Origin of the sequence: Pseudodesulfovibrio cashew (assembly GCF_009762795.1) — a bacterium.
In the GTDB taxonomy this organism is placed as follows: Bacteria; Desulfobacterota; Desulfovibrionia; order Desulfovibrionales; family Desulfovibrionaceae; genus Pseudodesulfovibrio; species Pseudodesulfovibrio cashew.
The window spans coordinates 666,146-683,156 of the sequence record NZ_CP046400.1 but is presented as its reverse complement, the minus strand read 5'-3'; the positions used below and the strand labels follow the sequence as shown (position 1 = coordinate 683,156).

Sequence of the window (17,011 nt, the reverse complement as noted above, 5' to 3'; positions counted from 1 at the left end):
AGGCGCGGTAGACCATGGCCCGGTTCACGGCGGCGGTTTCGTAGTTGCGGTGGAATTCCGGGGGTGGTTTCCGACAGGAGCATGTCCACGCAGCCTATGTTTTTGGCTTGTTTCTGGAATGAGAGGAGAAGCGGCAGCCTCTTACTTGCTGGCGAGCCACACTTCTGCGTCCTTCTCGTCGGTGAAGATCATAACCTCTTCTGTCGACTTGAAAGTATGCTGCAATATGGGGAAGTTTATGGGCGAGCTGACAGCCGCCACCCTGGCTTGCTTTACGAGCCACTCCTGTTCATATGCTTCTTTGATTACGGTAGCTATCCCGTCGATGTTCAGGTGCATATGGCATTGGGTGTCATTCACTAACAGTTTGAGCAGACCGGATTGCGCCAGTTTTGCATGCACGTTTCTGATGTGGGCCAACATCTCGTCCAGGGAATCCACCGAGCCTTTCGCAATCACGTAGAGGTAGTCACCCTTGATTTCAGACTGATAGCTTGTCGGCATGATTCTTCTCAATCCCTCAAGTTGACGTAACCCGTTGCTTGGCTTTCAAGAAATGCATTTGCTTGCAGCTTGCGGAGCGCCCCCGGAGGAATCTTTCGCGTCGAAGGAACCGGGCGAGTTCGTCGGGATATAACACGCCATCCGCGTTTAGCTGCATATTCTGTTTTGGCATTATGCTATTCTATCCCGTACGTGCTTTCTATTAGAATATGGCAACAACTTTCAGTAAAACCTGAGAGTATGCCGTTATTTGGGGCAACGCCCTAGACCCTTTGGAGGGCACCAGAAGCAAATGAACAAGGTCAAGGGGCCGCTCCGGGCATACGGGGAGAAACCGTGCTTCACGCTCAGAGTCATGGGTGCTCATCAGGGCGGGCGCGTCTTGGTCGGATGAGCCGTTTGCTTTTCCGGTCATTTCCCCCGTTCCCTCAGCCAGGCAAGCGCCTCCTCTTCGTCGTCGAAGGCGCGGTAGACCATGGCCCGGTTTACGGCGGCGGTCTCGTAGTTGCGGTGGAATTCCGGGGTGGTTGCCGACATGAGCACGGCGACGCGGATGCCCAGAGGGCGGGCCGCCAGGTTGGCGACAGTTTCGGCCAGTTCTACTATTTCCGCATAGTCCAGCTCAAAGGTTATTCCGCGTTCGTCCGACAGGACTCGCAGTATGTCATGCTTTTTGATCTTCGCGATCTGGGGCCTGACGTAGGCGAGGAATTCCGGGGTGGAGCCAATGGTGCCGGATGAGCACACATGCAGGCGCCCACCCTTTACTTCTATTTTCATGCTGACCGGCATGGCGTTAATATTACCCTGCGATTTCAAAACAGTCCATGTTTTGTCGGCGAGTCCCTGCGGAATTCAATCATGCGGGATACTGCGATAAGTGCCCAAGTGTCGTTCCGCGTCATTCCCCGATCAGGCAGGCGCGCTCCTGGAGCCACGCCAGCGCCGTCTCTTCGTCGTGGAAGACCCTGTAGACCATGGCTCGGGTGTTGGCTGCGGTTTCGTAATTCCTGTTGAACTCGGGCGTGGACTCCGATGCCAGGACGGCGACGCGGATTCCCAGCGGCTGATCCATTCTCCTGTCGGCAAAGCGCCTGGTCAGCGTCACGATGTCCACGTAGTCCAGCCTCGAGGCCAGCTTCCGTTCGTCCGCCAGAACACGTTTTATCCCGGACTCGGCGAGCTTGTGCATCAACGGGTCGACATAGTCGATGAAGTCTTCAATGGAATCGATGCAGCCGGTCGCCTTGACCCGCAGGCAGTCATCCCTGATTTCCGTATGCACTTTTGCGGTCATCCCAGCCGCTCCCCGTCAAAGTCGAACACCGCGTAATCCACTGTGCACCTGCCGCCGGAAAAGGCTTCCGCGGTCCGTGTCGCTTCCCGCACGAGCACGCGGATCAGTGCCGGGCGGGCCGGATCGTCCGCTAGCAGGTCAAGGACCTGCCTGGCGGTGTTGGCGTCCAGGATGTTCTGGCGGTGAAGCATGGAGCAGCCGGCGTCGGAACACCAGTCTGCCAGCCGGGCGAAGTCCACGGGGTGGGTCCCCGCGTGGGTGTAGGCCAGCCCCTGGGCCTGCTTGACCAGCTTGCCGAAGAACAGGGACCAGGTGACGCGGGCAAAGCCCCTCCCGGCGGCTGCCTCCATGGCGAACTGAAAGAAGTCGGCGGCTTGGACAAGGGACAGCTCGGGCGTCTCCGGCCAGGCTTCCAGGTAGAGCCGCTCGGAGCGGCGGCCCGTGGTGAACACGGCGTGATCGAGGCCTTGGGCGCGGGCCACGTCGAGCCCCTCCTCGATGGTCGCTTTCCACGAGTCGTGGGAGTACGGCTTGACGATTCCCTGGGTGCCGAGGATGGAAATGCCGCCATGGATGCCCAGGCGGGGATTCATGGTCTTTTGGGCGATGGCCTCGCCCTCGGGCACCTCGATGATTACGGAAATTCTGCCCTTGGTCATGCCTCCGGCGGCGAGCCGGACCCCGGCCTCGATCTGCTTGCGCGGCTCCGGGTTGATGGCCGCCTCGCCCACGCCCACGGGCAGGCCCGGCAGGGTGGCGCGGCCCACGCCGCGGCCGCCGTCCACGGTGATTTCAAAGGGACACGGGCCGTGTTCGGTCAGGGTGACCACGGCCTGGATGTCGTGGCCGTGTGTGGCGTCCGGGTCGTCGCCGCCGTCCTTGACCACGGTGACCCGCACGCCCGCGTCCGTTGGCTCGAAGCGGTCAATAGGCACCGCCAGGACGCCGCCGGGGGGCAGCGGCACGGCAATTCGCGCAGGGATTTCGCCCGTGCGCAGGAAGCGCACGCCCGCCATGGCCGCCCCCGTGGCGCAGGTGCCGGTGGTCCGGCCGGTGCGCAGTGTCTTGCTCATTGCTCCCTCCCGGTCCGTCTGGGACCGTCGTAGAGGTGCGTGCCTGCCTGGCGGGAAATATTTTTGATCATGTTGCCGAACAGGGCCACGTGGAAGGGATACATGGCGTACCAGTAGAGCATGCCGGTCAGGCCGTGGGGCAGGAATTTGGCGGTCATGGAGATGTCCACGGCATTGGCCCACTGGGAGCGCAGCTTGAACTCCAGCAGGGCCTCGCCCGGCAGCCGCATCTCGGCCTTGAGCAGCAGTCGCCTGCCCTCGTCGCTGGCCACCACCCGCCAGAAATCCAGGGCGTCGCCCACGCGGGGCGTGTCGCCGTGGGGCCGCCCGCGCGACATGCCCGGGCCGGCCAGCAGCCGGTCGATGAACCCGCGCAGCCGCCAGAGCACGTCTCCATAGTACCAGCCCTGTTCGCCGCCGATGCGCTTGACCGTATCCCAGACCTTGGACGGGTCCCCCTGGAGGCGGGCGCGGTAGCCCATCTCATACCTCGTGCCGCCCGCATAGCCGGGGTCGTTGGCTCCGGCCCATTCGGGCATGCACGCGCTGCCCACGTCGAAGAGACAGGTCTCCACCATCTGCTGCCCGGTCTTGTCCAGGGCGCGGCGGATGGCCTCGGCGCAGGAAAGCAGCTCCTGTGGGACCAGCTCCCGGATGCGATGGTCACGGCAGACCACTTCGTTTTTGAGCCCCTCGATGAGGGAGCGAACCAGGGGCATGGGCACCGGGGTGATCAGCGAGACCCAGAAGGCCGAGAGCCGGGGCGAGAGAAAGGGCGCGGCCACGATGCGCCGGGGCGGCAGCCCGGCCACCTCGGCGTAGCGGTGGAAGAGTTCGGTGTAGCTCAGCACGTCCGGGCCGCCGATGTCCAGGGTCAGCCCTGCGGTGGCCTCGTTCTCCAGGCACCCGGCCAGGTAGCCGAGCACGTTGCGGATGGCGATGGGCTGGGTCCGTGTGCGCACCCACTTCGGGGCGATCATGACGGGCAGCCTGTCCGCAAGGTAGCGGATCATTTCAAAGGAGGAGGAGCCGGAGCCGATGATCTGGGCCGCGCGCAGGGTGGTCACCCGTGCCGGCCCCAGGGTCAGGATGCGTCCCACCTCGGCCCGGGAGAGCAGGTGCTTGGACAGGGGCAGGTCGTCCCGGTCCTCGCCCAGGCCGCCCAGGTAGATGATCCGCTCAAGGCCGGTCTCGGCGGCGGCGCGGACCATGTTGTAGGCCGCGTCGCGCTCCTGAGCCGCGAAGTCGCGGCCCGGGCGGGTCATGGAGTGGACCAGGTAGAAGGCGGCGCGGCAGCCTCTTGCCGCTTCCACCAGGGAATCCGGGTCGTGCATGTCCGCGCGGACCACCTCGATTCCGGGGTTGTTTCCCCAGGGACGGCTGCGGATTTTCTCCACGCTGCGTCCGGCGGCGCGCACGCGATGGCCCCGCTCCAGCAGGAGCGGCACCAGGCGGCCTCCCACATAGCCGGTGGAGCCGAGCACAAGCACCGGGCGCTGGTCCATGGGCCCTCCGTCGGGCGGTTAGCGGTTCAGCGGAATTCCGTCACCCGGTTCGCGCTTGATCCAGCCCCGGTCCTGCAGGCATTGCTCGTAGAGGGGCAGTTGCTGGTTCTTGCTCAGCGGATACTTCTCGCTGGCGAGGATGCCGCAGTCGGTGGAGTCCTTGTCGAACTGGTAGTCCGCCTGCTTGGAGTCCGGGATGTTCGGGTTGACCCACGGGCGCGAGCAGGCGGCGAGCGAGAGCAGGGCCAGGATCAGCAGGGCGGCGGAAAGGATACGCATGGGGACTCCTTGGTTATTCGTCTGTCAGGTCCCGGCTCATTAGGTCCTTGACGGCCTCGGTCGGGTCCTTGTCCTCATATAATATCCTATACACCTGTTCGGTGATGGGCAACTCCACCTTGAGTTTTTGCGAAAGATTATAAAGCGATTTGGTCGTCTTGACGCCTTCGGCCACGGCCTTCATCTCGCCGATGATGTCGTCCAGCTTCCGGCCCGCGCCGAGCTTGAGGCCCACCTGGCGGTTGCGGGAGAGGTCGCCGGTGCAGGTCAGGACCAGGTCGCCCATGCCGGAGAGCCCCATGAAGGTCCGCCGCTGGCCGCCCATGGCCATGCCCAGCCGGCTCATCTCGGCCAGCCCGCGCGTGATCAGCGCGGCCCGCGCGTCGTGGCCGAAGCCCAGGCCGTCGGCGATACCCGCAGCGATGGCGATGACGTTCTTGACCGCGCCGCCCAGCTCCACGCCCCGGTAGTCCGGAGTGAAGTAGACGCGGAAGGCCGGGGTGGAGAATGCGGCCTGGAGCTCGCGCCCCAGCTCGTGGTCCTCGCAGCCCAGAGAAACCGTGGTCGGCATGTCGCGGCTGACCTCGGCGGCGAAGGAGGGGCCGGACAGGGAGGCGTAGCGCGGGCGCTTGCCTTCCAGCGCCTCGGCCACCACCCGGCTCATGGGAGAGAGGGAGTCCAGCTCGATGCCCTTGGACGCGCAGACGATGACCGGCTTATCCGGCAGCAGGTCGCGGAACGACTCCAGGGCCGGGCGGATGAACTGGCTGGGGATGACCACCAGAAAGTAGTCCGCCCCCTGAAACGCGGCGGCCGGGTCGGACTCCACCTGGAGTTTCTCCGACAGCTGCACGCCCGGCAGGAAGGTTACGTTTTCCCGGGTGGTGCGGATGGCTTCGGCCACTTCGGGCTCTCGGGCCCAGAGCACGGTGTCCACATCGTTCTTGGCGAGCATGTGGGCCAGGGTGGTGCCCCATGCGCCGGAGCCGAGTACGGCGATTTTCATGGAAGTCTCCTTGCTTGGTTTGCAAGAGGACATCTTACGGTCCGTGCCTGCCGCTGGCAAGGAGGAATCGGAAAAACGGCGTCTCCGCCCGCAAGGTCTTTCCCTTGTCCGGTTGCATCCCGAGGCACGGACGGGTATAGATCACGGCCATGGCAATACAATTCACCGAGACCGAAGAGAAGATACTGGCCCTGGCGGGCACCGACCTGCCGGATACCGCGCAGCCCTTCAAAACCATCGCCGACCAGGTCGGGGTGGACGAACAGGTGGTTCTGGACCTGATTTCCGACCTGAAGGAGCGCAAGATCATCCGCCGTTTCGGGGCCACCCTGCGGCACCAGAAGGCGGGCTACGGCCACAACGCCATGGTCGCCTGGCGCGTGCCTGACGAGCGCACCGACGAGATCGGCGAGCTCTTCGCTGCCCGGCCGGAAATCTCCCACTGCTATGTGCGCCGCATCTACCCGGAGTGGACCTATAACGTCTACACCATGATCCACGGCGAGCGCCCCGGCCACGCCCTGGAGGTGGTGGCCGAACTGGAAAAGGAATCGGGCATCGACGACAACTGCGTGCTCCGCTCCCTGAAGGAACTCAAGAAGACCTCCATGGTCTATTTCAAATAAATATCAAATCGAGGTGAGCATGAACTCCAAAGACCTCTATGCCAAAGCCCAGACCCTGATGCCCGGCGGCGTGAACTCGCCCCTGCGCGCCTGCAAATACGTGCACTCCGAGCCCGTGTTTATCGAGAACGCCAAGGGCGCCTATCTCTACGACGTGGAAGGACGCAAGTACATCGACTATGTCTTCTCCTGGGGCCCGCAGATTCTCGGTCACCAGGACCCGGCCGTGTCCGCGGCCGCGCACAAGGCCATTGACGCCGGTTCCAGCTACGGCGCGCCCTGCCTGGGCGAGGTCACCCTGGCCGAGGAGATTCAGAAGCTCATGCCGTCCATGGAGATGATGCGCATGGTCTCCTCCGGCACCGAGGCCACCATGTCCGCCCTGCGGCTGGCGCGCGGCTACACGGGCCGCAAGAAATTCGTCAAGTTCATCGGCAACTACCACGGCCACGCCGACGCCTTCCTGGCCGCCGCCGGTTCCGCCGCTGCCACCGTGCCCGGCACCCCCGGCGTGCCCGAGGAGGTCACCAGGCACACCCTGCTGGCCCAGTACAACGACCTGGACGCGGTCAAGGCCCACTTCGAGGCCGACGGCGGCGACATCGCCTGCGTCATCGTGGAACCCGCAGCGGGCAACATGGGCCTGGTCCTGCCCAAGGACGGTTTTCTCAAGGGACTGCGCGACCTGTGCACCGAGTACGGCGCGGTGCTCATCTTCGACGAGGTCATCACCGGCTTTCGTCTCTCCCTGGGAGGCGCGCAGGCACGATACGGCATCACCCCGGACCTGACCACCCTGGGCAAGATCATCGGCGGCGGTTTCCCGGTGGGCTGCTACGGCGGCAAGCGCGAGATCATGGAGCACATGGCCCCGGTGGGCGGCGTGTTCCAGGCCGGGACCCTGTCCGGCAACCCGGTTGCCATGGCCGCCGGTCTGGCCACCCTGAAGCGGCTCCAGGAGTGCGACTACGACGTCCTCGAGGCGCGGACCAAGGCCTTTGCCGAGGAGCTGGCCTCCATCGTGGCCTCCAAGGGCAAGCCCACCTTCCTGAACCAGGTCGGCTCGGCCTTCACCATGTATTTCTCGGACAAGCCCGTGACCAACATGATCGAGTCCGGCCAGTGCGACGCGGACACCTTCGCTTCCTACTGGCAGCAGATGATGGCCCAGGGCATCTACCTCGCTCCCGCCGGTTTCGAGTGCGCTTTCACTTCCTTCGCCCACACGGACGAGGACTTCGAGAAGACCCTGGAAGCTGCCAAGCAGGTTAAGTTCTAGCCGGTCTTCGCCGCATCGAGAACTTCATGGCCGGGGTGGACGGACAGTCCGCCCCGGCATTTTCCTTTCCTCTTTCCGATCCCGAAGCCAGCTGCTACATTCGCCCAATGTCAGAGACCCTCGCCCTTTACGCCCTCACCCGTCAGGGGACAGCCCTGGCCCGGAAGCTCGCCCTTGAGTTGGGCGGGACCGTGCACGCGCCCAGGCGTTTCGCCGATGACGGCGTGCATCCCTTCGAGTCCCTGCCGGAGCTGGTGGCCGAAACCTTCGGCGCGTTCGACGGGCACGTGTTCGTTGCTGCGGCGGGCATCGCAGTGCGCTGCATCGCGCCGCACCTGAAAGGCAAGGCGGACGATCCCGCCGTGACCGTCCTCGACCAACAGGGGCGGTTCGCGGTGAGCCTGCTTTCCGGCCACCTGGGCGGGGCCAACGACCTCGCCGTACGCTGCGCCGCCGTCACCGGGGGGCAGGCCGTGATCACTACGGCCACGGATACGGCGGGCGTGCCTTCCCTGGATGTCCTGGCCCGCGACGCTGGCATGACCATCGGCAACATCGAACGGGTGAAAGTGGTCAACGGGGCGCTGCTGGAGGGGAAGCCCGTGCAGGTCTTCGATCCGGGCCGCTATCTCGGCGCCGAAGGGGAGCTGTTTGTCCCGGTGCCTGATCCGGATTCCTGGCGTATGGGCGAACCCGGCGTCTGGGTCTCCTGGAAGGACGACTGCCCGGACGCGGACGCCCTCTGGCTCTACCCGCGCGTGCTCATGCTCGGCGTAGGCTGCCGCCGGGGCGTGTCGGGCGACGAAATTTTCAACCACGTACGCAACGTCTTCGATGCAGCCGGGCTCTCCCTGGACGCCGTCGGCGGGCTTGCCAGCATCGACCTCAAGGCGGATGAACCCGGCCTGCTTGAGGCGGCGCAGGCGCTGGACGTCAAGCCGGTCTTCTATCCCAAGGAGACGCTCGACGCAGTGGACGCGCCCAACCCGTCGGGCACGGTTTTCCGCCGTGTGGGGGTGGCTTCGGTGTCCGAAGCCTCGGCCCTGCTGCTTTCGGGCCGGGGGGAACTGCTCGTGGAAAAGACCAAGACCAACACCGTGACGCTGGCCGTGGCCCGCGAGAAAAAGAAGGAAGGATGACCATGCTTACTGCCGTCAGCCTCGGCCCCGGAGATGAGTCCCTGCTCACCCCGGCGGCCCGGAAGGCTCTGGAACGCGCCGATGTGGTGGCCGGATACAAGGGGTATATCGAACTGGTTCCGCCCGCTCTGCTCGAAGGCAAGGAAGTGGTCTCAACCGGCATGATGGGTGAGGTGGAGCGCGCCCGGGAGGCCGTGGAGCGGGCCAGGTCCGGCAAGCGGACCGCCATGGTGTGCAGCGGCGACGCGGGCATCTACGCCATGGCCGGTTTGCTTCTGGAGATTCTGGAGGCCGAGGGACTGCTGGACGCGGTGCCGTTCACCATGATTCCGGGCGTGGCCGCGTTCAACGCGGCGGCGGCCCTGCTCGGCGCGCCGCTCATGCACGATTTCGCCTCGATATCACTGTCCGACCTGCTCACCCCGTGGGAAGTTATCGAAAAGCGGCTGCGCCTGGCCGCTCAGGCCGATTTTGTCATCGCCATCTACAATCCCCGGTCGAAGAAGCGGAGCGACCACCTGGACAAAGCCCTTGCCGTCATCGGCGAGAGCCGGGAGCCCTCGACCCCGGTGGGCGTGGTGGGCCGCGCATACCGGGAAGGGCAGGATGTGCGTCTCACCACCCTCGACAAGGTGGATGTGGAGGGTGTGGACATGCAGACAGTGCTCATCGTGGGGAATTCGGCCACCCGGGCGGCGGGAAAGAGAATGCTCACCCCGCGCGGGTACCACCGGAAGTACGCCATCGGGGACAAGGGCGGGGAATGAGGAAACCCCTTGCCTTCAAAGGGGCTTTTCAGGTAAAAGCAAGCGTCTACGATGGCATCCCCCGCTTGACAGGGGGAGGATACTTATTTATCCCCGCATAAGTAGAGAGTGTGACTGTTAAATTTTTGCAACAGGAGGAAGAAGGTACATGAAAAAAGTTCTGCTTATCAGCCTGATGGTGGCCGCTCTGGTCTGCGCGTTCGCCTTGCCGTCCGTTATCGCCGGCAACGCTCCCGCCGACGAGATGACTCTGGAGGTCCCCGCAGGCGCCAAGGCGACCAAAACCGCGGTCGCTTTCCCGCACAAGAAACATGCTGACGCCGGTCTGGACTGTCTGACCTGCCACCACAAGGCCGCCAGCAAGGACGCCGTCAAGGGCTGCGCTTCCGAAGGCTGCCACGTTGACGCCAGCAAGGCCGCCAAGAAGGAGCCCACCGGCTTCTACCAGGCTTTCCACAGCAAGAAGTCCGACGCTTCCTGCCTCGGCTGCCACAAGAAGATGAAGAAAGAGGGCAAGAATGTCCCCGTGGCCTGTAAGGATTGCCACCCGAAGTAAATCGCTAGGGTAGACTTGAGGGGGGGCTGGAAGACAGCTCCCCCTTTTTTTTCCCACCTTCCCCCAGGAGGTATCCATGACCCCGGCTCCCCCGCCTTCCGCCAAAGACGACACCGTAGATGTCGCGGATGTGCTCAACGACGCGACTCCGAACACCGACGTCATTGATCTCGACAACGTCGATTCCGATTTCGAGCAGGAGCTCGAGGATCTCTTTTCCGACGACCTGGAAGAGGAGAGTGCCGCCGCTGAAGAAGCGGAGGAAGACGAGCCGATCATGCTCGACGACATGACCGACGATGAGCCGGTCCTTCTCGAGGACCTTGAAGAGGCTGCTGCGGAAGATGAATTTCCCGATCCCGAGTCCATCGTCAAACCCGCCTCCGAAGAGGAAGGGCTGATCCTGCTTGATGATGAACTGGAAGCGGTGGACGATGAGGCCCTGGTCCTGGAGGACGTTGTTTCGGAAGAGGCCGCTCCGGTGGACGCCGAGGCGGACGCGGTAGCCGCTCTGGTCGAGGACATCGCCGAAGAGGATGCCCAGGAACTCGATGCCGGGGAAGAGCCGGTCATCGAGCTCGACGATCTGGTCGAGGAATCCGAAGCGGAAGTTTCCGAAGCGGATGACCTGGCCGATCTTGGGGCGCTTCTGGAAGATGTGGGGGACAGCGAAGAAGATGCCTTGGTTCTGGAAGATGTGGCCGAGCCCGTCGCCGTGGAGCCGGAACTCGAACTTGAGCCGGAAATTGAGCTTGAAGCCGCAATGGAGGCCGAGCCCGAAGTCGACTTAGAGCCGGAAATGGTTCTTGAGCCCGAGATGGCTCTTGAGCCTGAGATGGAAGTCTTGGCTGAACCGGAGGCTGAGCCCGAAGAGGCCATGCCCGAGTTTGTCGATGAAGTGCAGTTGGACGACGACGTGGCCGAGGCCCTGGCCGAAGACATGATCGAAGAGGCTCTGGACGAGGAACCGGTCGCTGCGGCCCCCGAGTCTGAGCAGATGGAATCTGCGCCCGTCGAAGAAATCACGGAAGAAATTTCATTGGAGCCGGAGGACATGGTCGACGTGTCCCTGGCGGAGGAGAGCGGTCCGGAATTGTCCGTGGAGGACGCCGTGGCCGCCGAGGACATAGACGAGCTCATGGACGAGCCCCAGGCCGAGGCCATGCCGGAGCTTGAGGACGACGCCGATCTCGGCCAGTTGACCGGCCTCGACACCCTGGAAGACGACGACGCCATGGAAGACATGGATTCCCTTCTGGATAACGTGGAGGTCGACGTTTCCGACATTGAGGAGGAAAGCGTCGAGTCCGGCCTTTCCGTGGAGGATTTCGGAGACGCCCTGGCGGCCGAGGCCATGCCTTCGGACATGGGAACGGACATCAGCGACGACGTGGACGTGGACGATCTGCTCGCCGACGTGACCGAGGAACCCGCCGCCCCCTCCGTGGAGGCGCTACAGGCACAGGTCGCCCAACTGGAGGCGCGTGTGCAGGAACTGGAGCACACCCTGCGCGAGGAGATTGCCCAACTGGTGCCCGCCGAGGCCGCCCGGATCATTCGCGAGGAGATCGCGGCCCTGGCCGAGGAGCTCGACGACTAGGCGATTTCGACAAAGAGACAAAAGACCCGCCATCCTCGGATGGCGGGTCTTTTTTTTGAAAAATCGTCAAGCTTGCCCTAGGTGCCGCAAAAGGTTTGCCGGACTTCCTCGTCCGGGGCTGGCGGATCCATGTACTCGGCGTCCTCAGGCTGGTCGGCGTAGGGCTCGGCCAGCACCTCCATGAGCCTGTTGAGCGGGCCGTAGTCCGCCCTTTCGGCGGCGGCGATGGCCTCGGCCACCCGGTGGTTGCGCGGGATGAAGGCGGGGTTGGCGGTGCGCATGGCTTCGGCCACGGTATCCGGCGCTCTTCCCTGTTGCTCCAGGCGGTCTTCCCATTTTTCCCTCCAGGCCGTGATCTCGCCGGACGAAGCGAACAGTCCTTCGAACCGGGCCGGGTTTTCCCTGTCGCCCAGGAGGCGGAAGGTCAGGGTGAAGTCCGCGCGGTCACGGGCCATGAGGGAGAGCAGTTCTCCGGCCAGGGCGAAGTCGCCGTCCGCTCCGGTCAGTCCGATCTTGCGGCACATGCCCGAGTGGTAGGCTTCGGTGAAGACCGGGCCGAAGGACTCAAGAATCTCTTCGCCCACGGCATGGGCGCGCTCCCGGTTTTCGTCGAGCAGCGGAATCAGGCAGCCGCCCAGACTGGACAGGTTCCAGCGGGCGATGTTCGGCTGGTTGTCGTAGGCGTACCGCCCCTGCATGTCGATGGAGCTGTAAACCTTGGCGGGGTTGTACCGGTCCAGGAAGGCGCAGGGGCCGTAGTCGATGGTTTCTCCGGAGATTGTTGTGTTGTCCGTATTCATGACCCCGTGGATGAAGCCCACGCACAGCCAGCGCGCGACCAGTCTGGCTTGGGCTCGGCACACGGCGTCGAACAGGGCCGCGTAGGGGTTGGCCGCTTCGCGCGCTTCGGGATAATGGCGGTCGATGGCGTAGTCGGCCAGGGTGCGGAGATGCGTCTCCTGTTGGCGGGAGGCGAAATATTCGAAGGTCCCCACCCGGATGTGGCTTGCTGCCACCCGTGTGAATACGCCGCCGGGCAGGGGCGTCTCGCGCCGGACGGTCTCGCCCGTGGCGGTCATGGCCAGCCCGCGTGAGCTGGGGATGCCCAGGGCGTGCATGGCCTCGCTGAGCACGTACTCCCGGATGACCGGACCCAGGGGGGAGCGTCCGTCGCCGCTGCGGGAGAATCGCGTCTGGCCCGACCCTTTGAGCTGGATGTCGAAGCGTCGCCCCTGCGCGTCGACCACCTCGCCCAGGAGTATGGCCCGTCCATCCCCCAACTGGGGAACAAACCCGCCGAACTGATGCCCTGCATAGGCCTGGGCAATGGGTTCGCTGCCCTCAAGGAGCGCGTTGCCGGAGAAAATCTCGGCCAGCTTCGTGTCGTCATCGGGCAGGTCCAGCCCGAGGGATTCGGCCAGCTCGCGGTTGAGCCGGATCAGGGACGGAGCCGCCACCGGCACGGGGGTGATGCGTTGAAAGAAGTCTTCCGGCAGCCGGGCATAGGTGTTGTCGAAGGGCATTGGTCAGTGCTCCAGAAGCCGGTTCCAGGCAGGGGTAAGGGTGTCCAGGCTGTTGGCCAACAGCCGCATGAAGCTCAGTTCCATCTCGATCATCTCCTCGTCGCTGCGACGCAGCCATTCCGAGAGCCAGGCGAAGCGCAGGCCGAGCACCAGCTCGGGCAGGAGCCGGTATCCCTCGGGGGGCAGGGCTTCCCTGTCCCTAAGCTCGGCGAGCAGGGCCGGAGCCAGGCCGCGCACTAGGGCGCGCGGGTCTTCGATGCCCACGCAGCCCAGGCAGTTGGCCGCGTCATACAGGGCCGGACGCACGCCCATGAACTCCCAGTCGATGACCGCGCCGATTTCCGTGCCGCGCCAGATGACGTTGAGGGGGTGGAAGTCCCCCTGGCAGAGGGTGTGCGGGAGGCCGTGCCACGCCTCGAACAGCGGGGCCAGGACCGGCAGGACCGGAAGGAGGACCCGGTGGACGTCCGGGCGTCGTGCGGCCGTCTTGGCCAAGAGTTCGTTGACGTATTCTTCCAGCGTGAACGTCGGGCATGGTTCACGCACCGTTTCTCCGGCACTGGCCAGGTCTGCCAGGAAGCGCCCGAGTGCGGTGCCTCGCGCGGGGTCTTCTATGAAGCTTGGACGGGGCAGGGGATCGCCCTCGACGAACGGTGAAAGTTGCCAGCACGCCCCTTCGGCTTCCAGGACGAACCGTCCTTGCGGGCCGGGCCTGTAGGGGGCCACGGGCAGGCCAGCTTCGGCCAGCCGGAGAAGGGCGCACCCGATGCGCTCCCGCCGGTCCGCCTGCTCAGGTCGCAGCCGTTCCAGGACCCAGACCGTCCCGGCCTCGTCCTCCACGGCCAGGCGAGAGGCGCTCCGCTCCGGGCTGCCGGGCAGGGGGATGTCGGTGCGGGGGCTGGCCGGAGCCAGCCCCCACAGGGTCAGCCGTTCGATCATCTAGGGCTTGGGAATGCCCATGGCGCTGCACAGGGCGTCCATGTTGTCGCGGATGATGGTCTGTTCCGAAGCCGGGACCTGCTTGTCCATCTCGGCCTTGATGGCGTCCATCTGCTCGCCGGTCTGCTGGGAGAGCATCTGCTCCATCATCTGCTTCTGGGCTTCGGGCATGTCAGCCATCTGCTCGCGCATCTGCTTCTGCATATCGCCGAGCTGCTCCACGCTCAGCACGGCCATGGAGTGGCCGTACATGTACATGAACCTGTCCTCGGACCAGCCCAGCTCCTTGGCCTTGGCCTTGATCGCAGCCGGGAGGGCCGCTTCTGCGCCGTCGGCCATGGCCTGCTGGCTGGCCGCGGTCATGCCGGGCATGGAAGGCAGGTCCTTGAGGAATTTTTCGAACTCAGCTTCGGTGAACGGGCCGCCCACCGCTTCGGTCACTGCTGCCGCTTCGGGAGACTGGTTGGATTCCGAGGTGGGTTCGTCGCTGCCGCAGGCGGCGAGCAGGCACAGTGCCAGGATCATAGAGAAGACGGGTATCAGGCGTTTCATGGGTGACTCCTTTTGGGGGGTGACGGGTAAAGATAGGCTACCCTATCAGATTTCTCGAATGTCGACGACCTTGCCGCTGTACTTTTCGGGCTCGTCTTTCAGGAACTCCACCAGCCCCCGGGCGGATTCCTCCGGGGTCAGGAGTAGACCGGCCTCCTTCCACGGGGTGAACACGGCCTTGATCTGCTCCGCGCTCTCCCCTTCGGCGGTTCTGGCCTGGCCCTGCATGCGCGTCTCCACGATGCCGGGCCGCCAGATGATGGTGGTCAGAATCTGGGCTTCCGCGGCCAGTTGGCGCGCCAGGTGTTCCTCGGCCGCCTTGGCCGCACAGTAGGCCCCGATGCCGGGCTGGGCGCGGTCCGCCGCGCCGGAGCCGAAGAACAGGGCCAGCCCGCCGCCGTTCATGAGCATATGGGGGACGGCGTGCCGGATGAGTTGGTGCGCTCCCGTGACCGAGGCGTCCATGACCTCCCGGAATCGGGTCTTGTTCAACTCCCACACCGCCGGGCCGGGGGCGAGCACTCCCGCCGCGTGGATGAATCCGGCGAAATTGCCCAGCTCGATGGCCACCTGGACCAGCTCCTGGGCCACGTTGGACGAGGACACGTCTCCGGATATGCACATGGCCTTCCCGCCCAGCTTTCGGCAGGCGTCCGCGGTTTCCTTCAAACGGTATTCGTCCCGGGCTCCCAGGACCAGGCCGACGCCCTCGCGGGCCAGTTCCAGGGCCAGAGCCCTGCCTATTCCCCTGGACGCTCCCGTGAGCACCAGGGTTTTATTCTCAAGCAAAGTCATATATGATTCTCCCTTACGTTCAATCCACATACGCGAGAATCGATCCCATGTCATTGAAAGTGAGCAAACGCCGTCCCCTGGTCGCCCAGTCAGAAATCCGCAACATGTCCATTGAATGCGCCCGCGTGGGTGGCATCAACCTGGCGCAGGGGGTCTGCGACCTGCCCGTGCCCGCCCCGGTCATCCGGGGAGCCGAGGAGGCCATGGAGCGGGGCAGCAACATCTACACCCGCTTCGACGGGCGCGTGGAGCTTCGCGATGCCATCGCCGCCAAGCAGAAGCGGTATGCGGGCATGGATGTGAACCCCGAAGGGCAGGTGGTGGTCTCCGCAGGAGCCACGGGCGCGTTCTACGCCGCCTGCCTGGCCCTGCTGGACGAGGGCGACGAGGTTATCGTCTTCGAGCCGTATTACGGCTACCACATCGTGACCATGGCCTCCCTCGGGATCAAGCCGGTTTACGTCACCCTGGCTCCGCCCCACTGGAATTTCACCGCTGAAGACCTGGAGTCCAAGGTCACGGCCCGGACCCGGGCCATCATTCTGAACACGCCCTCCAACCCGGCGGGCAAGGTCTTCACCCGAAGCGAGCTGCAATGCATCGCAGACTTTGCCGAAGCCCACGACCTTTTCGTCTTCACAGACGAGATCTACGAGCACTTCGTCTTTGACGGGCGTGAGCACATTTCCCCGGCCACCCTGCCCGGCATGGCCCGGCGGACCATCACCATCTCCGGCTTTTCCAAGGTCTTCGCCGTCACGGGCTGGCGGCTGGGCTACGCCATCTGCGACCCGGAATGGGCGCTGGCCATCGGCCATTTCAACGACCTGGTATACGTCTGCGCTCCGGCGCCGCTCCAGCTCGGCGCGGCCTGCGGACTCAGGGAGCTTGGACCGGACTATTATCAATCCGTGTCGGACGATCACCAGCTCAAGCGCGACCTCTTCTGCTCCACCCTGAAGGACATCGGGCTCACGCCCCATGTGCCCGAGGGAGCCTACTACACCCTGGCCGACGTCACCTCGCTGCCGGGCGGCAACGCCAAGGCGCGCGCCCTGTTCCTGCTGGAGCGGACCGGCGTGGCCTGTGTTCCCGGTTCGGCCTTCTACGAGGGCGAGGTCGGCGAGGGGCTGGTTCGGTTCTGCTTCGCCAAGGAGATGCCGGTGCTGGAGGATGCCATGGCCCGGCTGAGGAGGCTGGGCGAATGAACGATCGGGACAAGGCGGCTTTCAAACGCTTCGCCCAGGATGAGATAGAGGAGTTGAAGGCCGAAATTCCCCGGCTGGAGGAATTGGTCAAGCCCGTGGCCCCGGACAACGCCATCGGGCGCATCTCGCGCATGGATAACATCGTGAACCAGTCCGTGGCCGAGGCGCAGCTCTCCAAGGCCAGGGTCCGGCTCGTCCGCCTGACCGAGGCCCTCAAGCGGGTGGACGAGGACGAGGACTTCGGCCTGTGCGAGGATTGCGGCGACCCCATCCCCATGGCCCGGCTCAAGGCCATGCCCGAGACCGTACTCTGCGTGCATTGCGCGGAGTAGCGATTTTCAACCGACAGGAACAATAAGAAAA

The 17,011-nt window shown here is 64.5% G+C and carries 19 protein-coding genes; 8 read left to right on the top strand and 11 right to left on the bottom strand.

Annotated elements, in window-relative coordinates; translation table 11 throughout:
* Positions 1 to 141 precede the first annotated feature (141 nt).
* From GM415_RS02990 to GM415_RS02960, 7 genes are all read right to left on the bottom strand, one after another.
* Positions 142 to 504 carry a hypothetical protein gene (locus GM415_RS02990; protein WP_158946356.1) on the bottom strand — a complete coding sequence of 121 codons (363 nt, stop codon included), beginning with the start codon at positions 502 to 504 and terminating at the stop codon, positions 142 to 144.
* Between the two features lie 411 nt (positions 505 to 915).
* Positions 916 to 1,284, bottom strand: coding sequence for a hypothetical protein (locus GM415_RS02985; RefSeq protein WP_158946355.1), 369 nt, complete (start codon positions 1,282 to 1,284; stop codon positions 916 to 918).
* Positions 1,285 to 1,405: 121 nt separating this feature from the next.
* Positions 1,406 to 1,801 (bottom strand): hypothetical protein, encoded by a 396-nt coding sequence (locus tag GM415_RS02980; protein ID WP_158946354.1) that lies wholly within the window; start codon positions 1,799 to 1,801, stop codon positions 1,406 to 1,408.
* Complete coding sequence (gene cbiD / locus GM415_RS02975; RefSeq protein ID WP_158946353.1) at positions 1,798 to 2,874, bottom strand: cobalt-precorrin-5B (C(1))-methyltransferase CbiD; 1,077 nt, start codon at positions 2,872 to 2,874, stop codon at positions 1,798 to 1,800. The genes GM415_RS02980 and cbiD overlap by 4 nt, the downstream gene beginning before the upstream one ends.
* Positions 2,871 to 4,379: an SDR family oxidoreductase gene (locus GM415_RS02970; RefSeq protein WP_158946352.1), complete on the bottom strand. Its 1,509-nt coding sequence runs from the start codon at positions 4,377 to 4,379 to the stop codon at positions 2,871 to 2,873. The genes cbiD and GM415_RS02970 overlap by 4 nt, the downstream gene beginning before the upstream one ends.
* A gap of 18 nt (positions 4,380 to 4,397) precedes the next feature.
* The gene (locus tag GM415_RS02965) at positions 4,398 to 4,658 is read right to left on the bottom strand and encodes a hypothetical protein (RefSeq protein ID WP_158946351.1); all 261 of its coding nucleotides are present in this window, start codon (positions 4,656 to 4,658) and stop codon (positions 4,398 to 4,400) included.
* 13 nt (positions 4,659 to 4,671) lie between these two features.
* On the bottom strand, positions 4,672 to 5,664 hold the full coding sequence (locus tag GM415_RS02960; RefSeq protein ID WP_158946350.1) for an NAD(P)H-dependent glycerol-3-phosphate dehydrogenase: 993 nt from the start codon (positions 5,662 to 5,664) through the stop codon (positions 4,672 to 4,674).
* Between the two features lie 149 nt (positions 5,665 to 5,813).
* On the opposite strand from GM415_RS02960, the gene ahbB reads away from it, so the two are divergent.
* The 6 genes from ahbB to GM415_RS02930 all read left to right on the top strand — a co-directional run bounded on the left by ahbB (position 5,814) and on the right by GM415_RS02930 (position 11,631).
* Complete coding sequence (gene ahbB, locus GM415_RS02955; RefSeq protein ID WP_158946348.1) at positions 5,814 to 6,290, top strand: siroheme decarboxylase subunit beta; 477 nt, start codon at positions 5,814 to 5,816, stop codon at positions 6,288 to 6,290.
* Positions 6,291 to 6,309: 19 nt separating this feature from the next.
* Positions 6,310 to 7,569, top strand: coding sequence for a glutamate-1-semialdehyde 2,1-aminomutase (gene hemL, locus GM415_RS02950; RefSeq protein ID WP_158946346.1), 1,260 nt, complete (start codon positions 6,310 to 6,312; stop codon positions 7,567 to 7,569).
* Between the two features lie 26 nt (positions 7,570 to 7,595).
* Positions 7,596 to 8,708: a cobalt-precorrin 5A hydrolase gene (locus tag GM415_RS02945; RefSeq protein ID WP_242012329.1), complete on the top strand. Its 1,113-nt coding sequence runs from the start codon at positions 7,596 to 7,598 to the stop codon at positions 8,706 to 8,708.
* 2 nt (positions 8,709 to 8,710) lie between these two features.
* Positions 8,711 to 9,475, top strand: coding sequence for a precorrin-3B C(17)-methyltransferase (gene cobJ, locus GM415_RS02940; RefSeq protein WP_158950733.1), 765 nt, complete (start codon positions 8,711 to 8,713; stop codon positions 9,473 to 9,475).
* Positions 9,476 to 9,623: 148 nt separating this feature from the next.
* A complete protein-coding gene (locus GM415_RS02935) occupies positions 9,624 to 10,031 on the top strand; it encodes a cytochrome c3 family protein (RefSeq protein ID WP_158946345.1) in 408 nt (135 codons plus the stop codon).
* Positions 10,032 to 10,107: 76 nt separating this feature from the next.
* Positions 10,108 to 11,631 carry a hypothetical protein gene (locus tag GM415_RS02930; protein ID WP_158946343.1) on the top strand — a complete coding sequence of 508 codons (1,524 nt, stop codon included), beginning with the start codon at positions 10,108 to 10,110 and terminating at the stop codon, positions 11,629 to 11,631.
* Positions 11,632 to 11,708: 77 nt separating this feature from the next.
* Here the strand turns inward: GM415_RS02930 and GM415_RS02925 are convergent, their stop codons facing one another.
* Genes GM415_RS02925 through GM415_RS02910 form a run of 4 tightly spaced genes read right to left on the bottom strand, consistent with a single transcriptional unit; the run spans position 11,709 to position 15,440 of the window.
* Positions 11,709 to 13,154, bottom strand: a complete 1,446-nt coding sequence (locus tag GM415_RS02925) for a protein adenylyltransferase SelO (RefSeq protein WP_158946341.1) — start codon at positions 13,152 to 13,154, stop codon at positions 11,709 to 11,711.
* Positions 13,155 to 13,157: 3 nt separating this feature from the next.
* Positions 13,158 to 14,093, bottom strand: coding sequence for a phosphotransferase enzyme family protein (locus tag GM415_RS02920; protein ID WP_158946339.1), 936 nt, complete (start codon positions 14,091 to 14,093; stop codon positions 13,158 to 13,160).
* Entirely contained in the window at positions 14,094 to 14,645 is a 552-nt protein-coding gene (locus GM415_RS02915; RefSeq protein ID WP_158946337.1) for a hypothetical protein, read from the bottom strand.
* Positions 14,646 to 14,690: 45 nt separating this feature from the next.
* Positions 14,691 to 15,440, bottom strand: coding sequence for an SDR family NAD(P)-dependent oxidoreductase (locus tag GM415_RS02910; protein ID WP_158946336.1), 750 nt, complete (start codon positions 15,438 to 15,440; stop codon positions 14,691 to 14,693).
* 47 nt (positions 15,441 to 15,487) lie between these two features.
* On the opposite strand from GM415_RS02910, the gene GM415_RS02905 reads away from it, so the two are divergent.
* Together GM415_RS02905 and GM415_RS02900 are read left to right on the top strand one after the other, a co-directional pair.
* Positions 15,488 to 16,648: a pyridoxal phosphate-dependent aminotransferase gene (locus GM415_RS02905; RefSeq protein ID WP_158946335.1), complete on the top strand. Its 1,161-nt coding sequence runs from the start codon at positions 15,488 to 15,490 to the stop codon at positions 16,646 to 16,648.
* Positions 16,645 to 16,980, top strand: coding sequence for a TraR/DksA family transcriptional regulator (locus GM415_RS02900; RefSeq protein WP_158946333.1), 336 nt, complete (start codon positions 16,645 to 16,647; stop codon positions 16,978 to 16,980). The genes GM415_RS02905 and GM415_RS02900 overlap by 4 nt, the downstream gene beginning before the upstream one ends.
* Positions 16,981 to 17,011 lie beyond the last annotated feature (31 nt).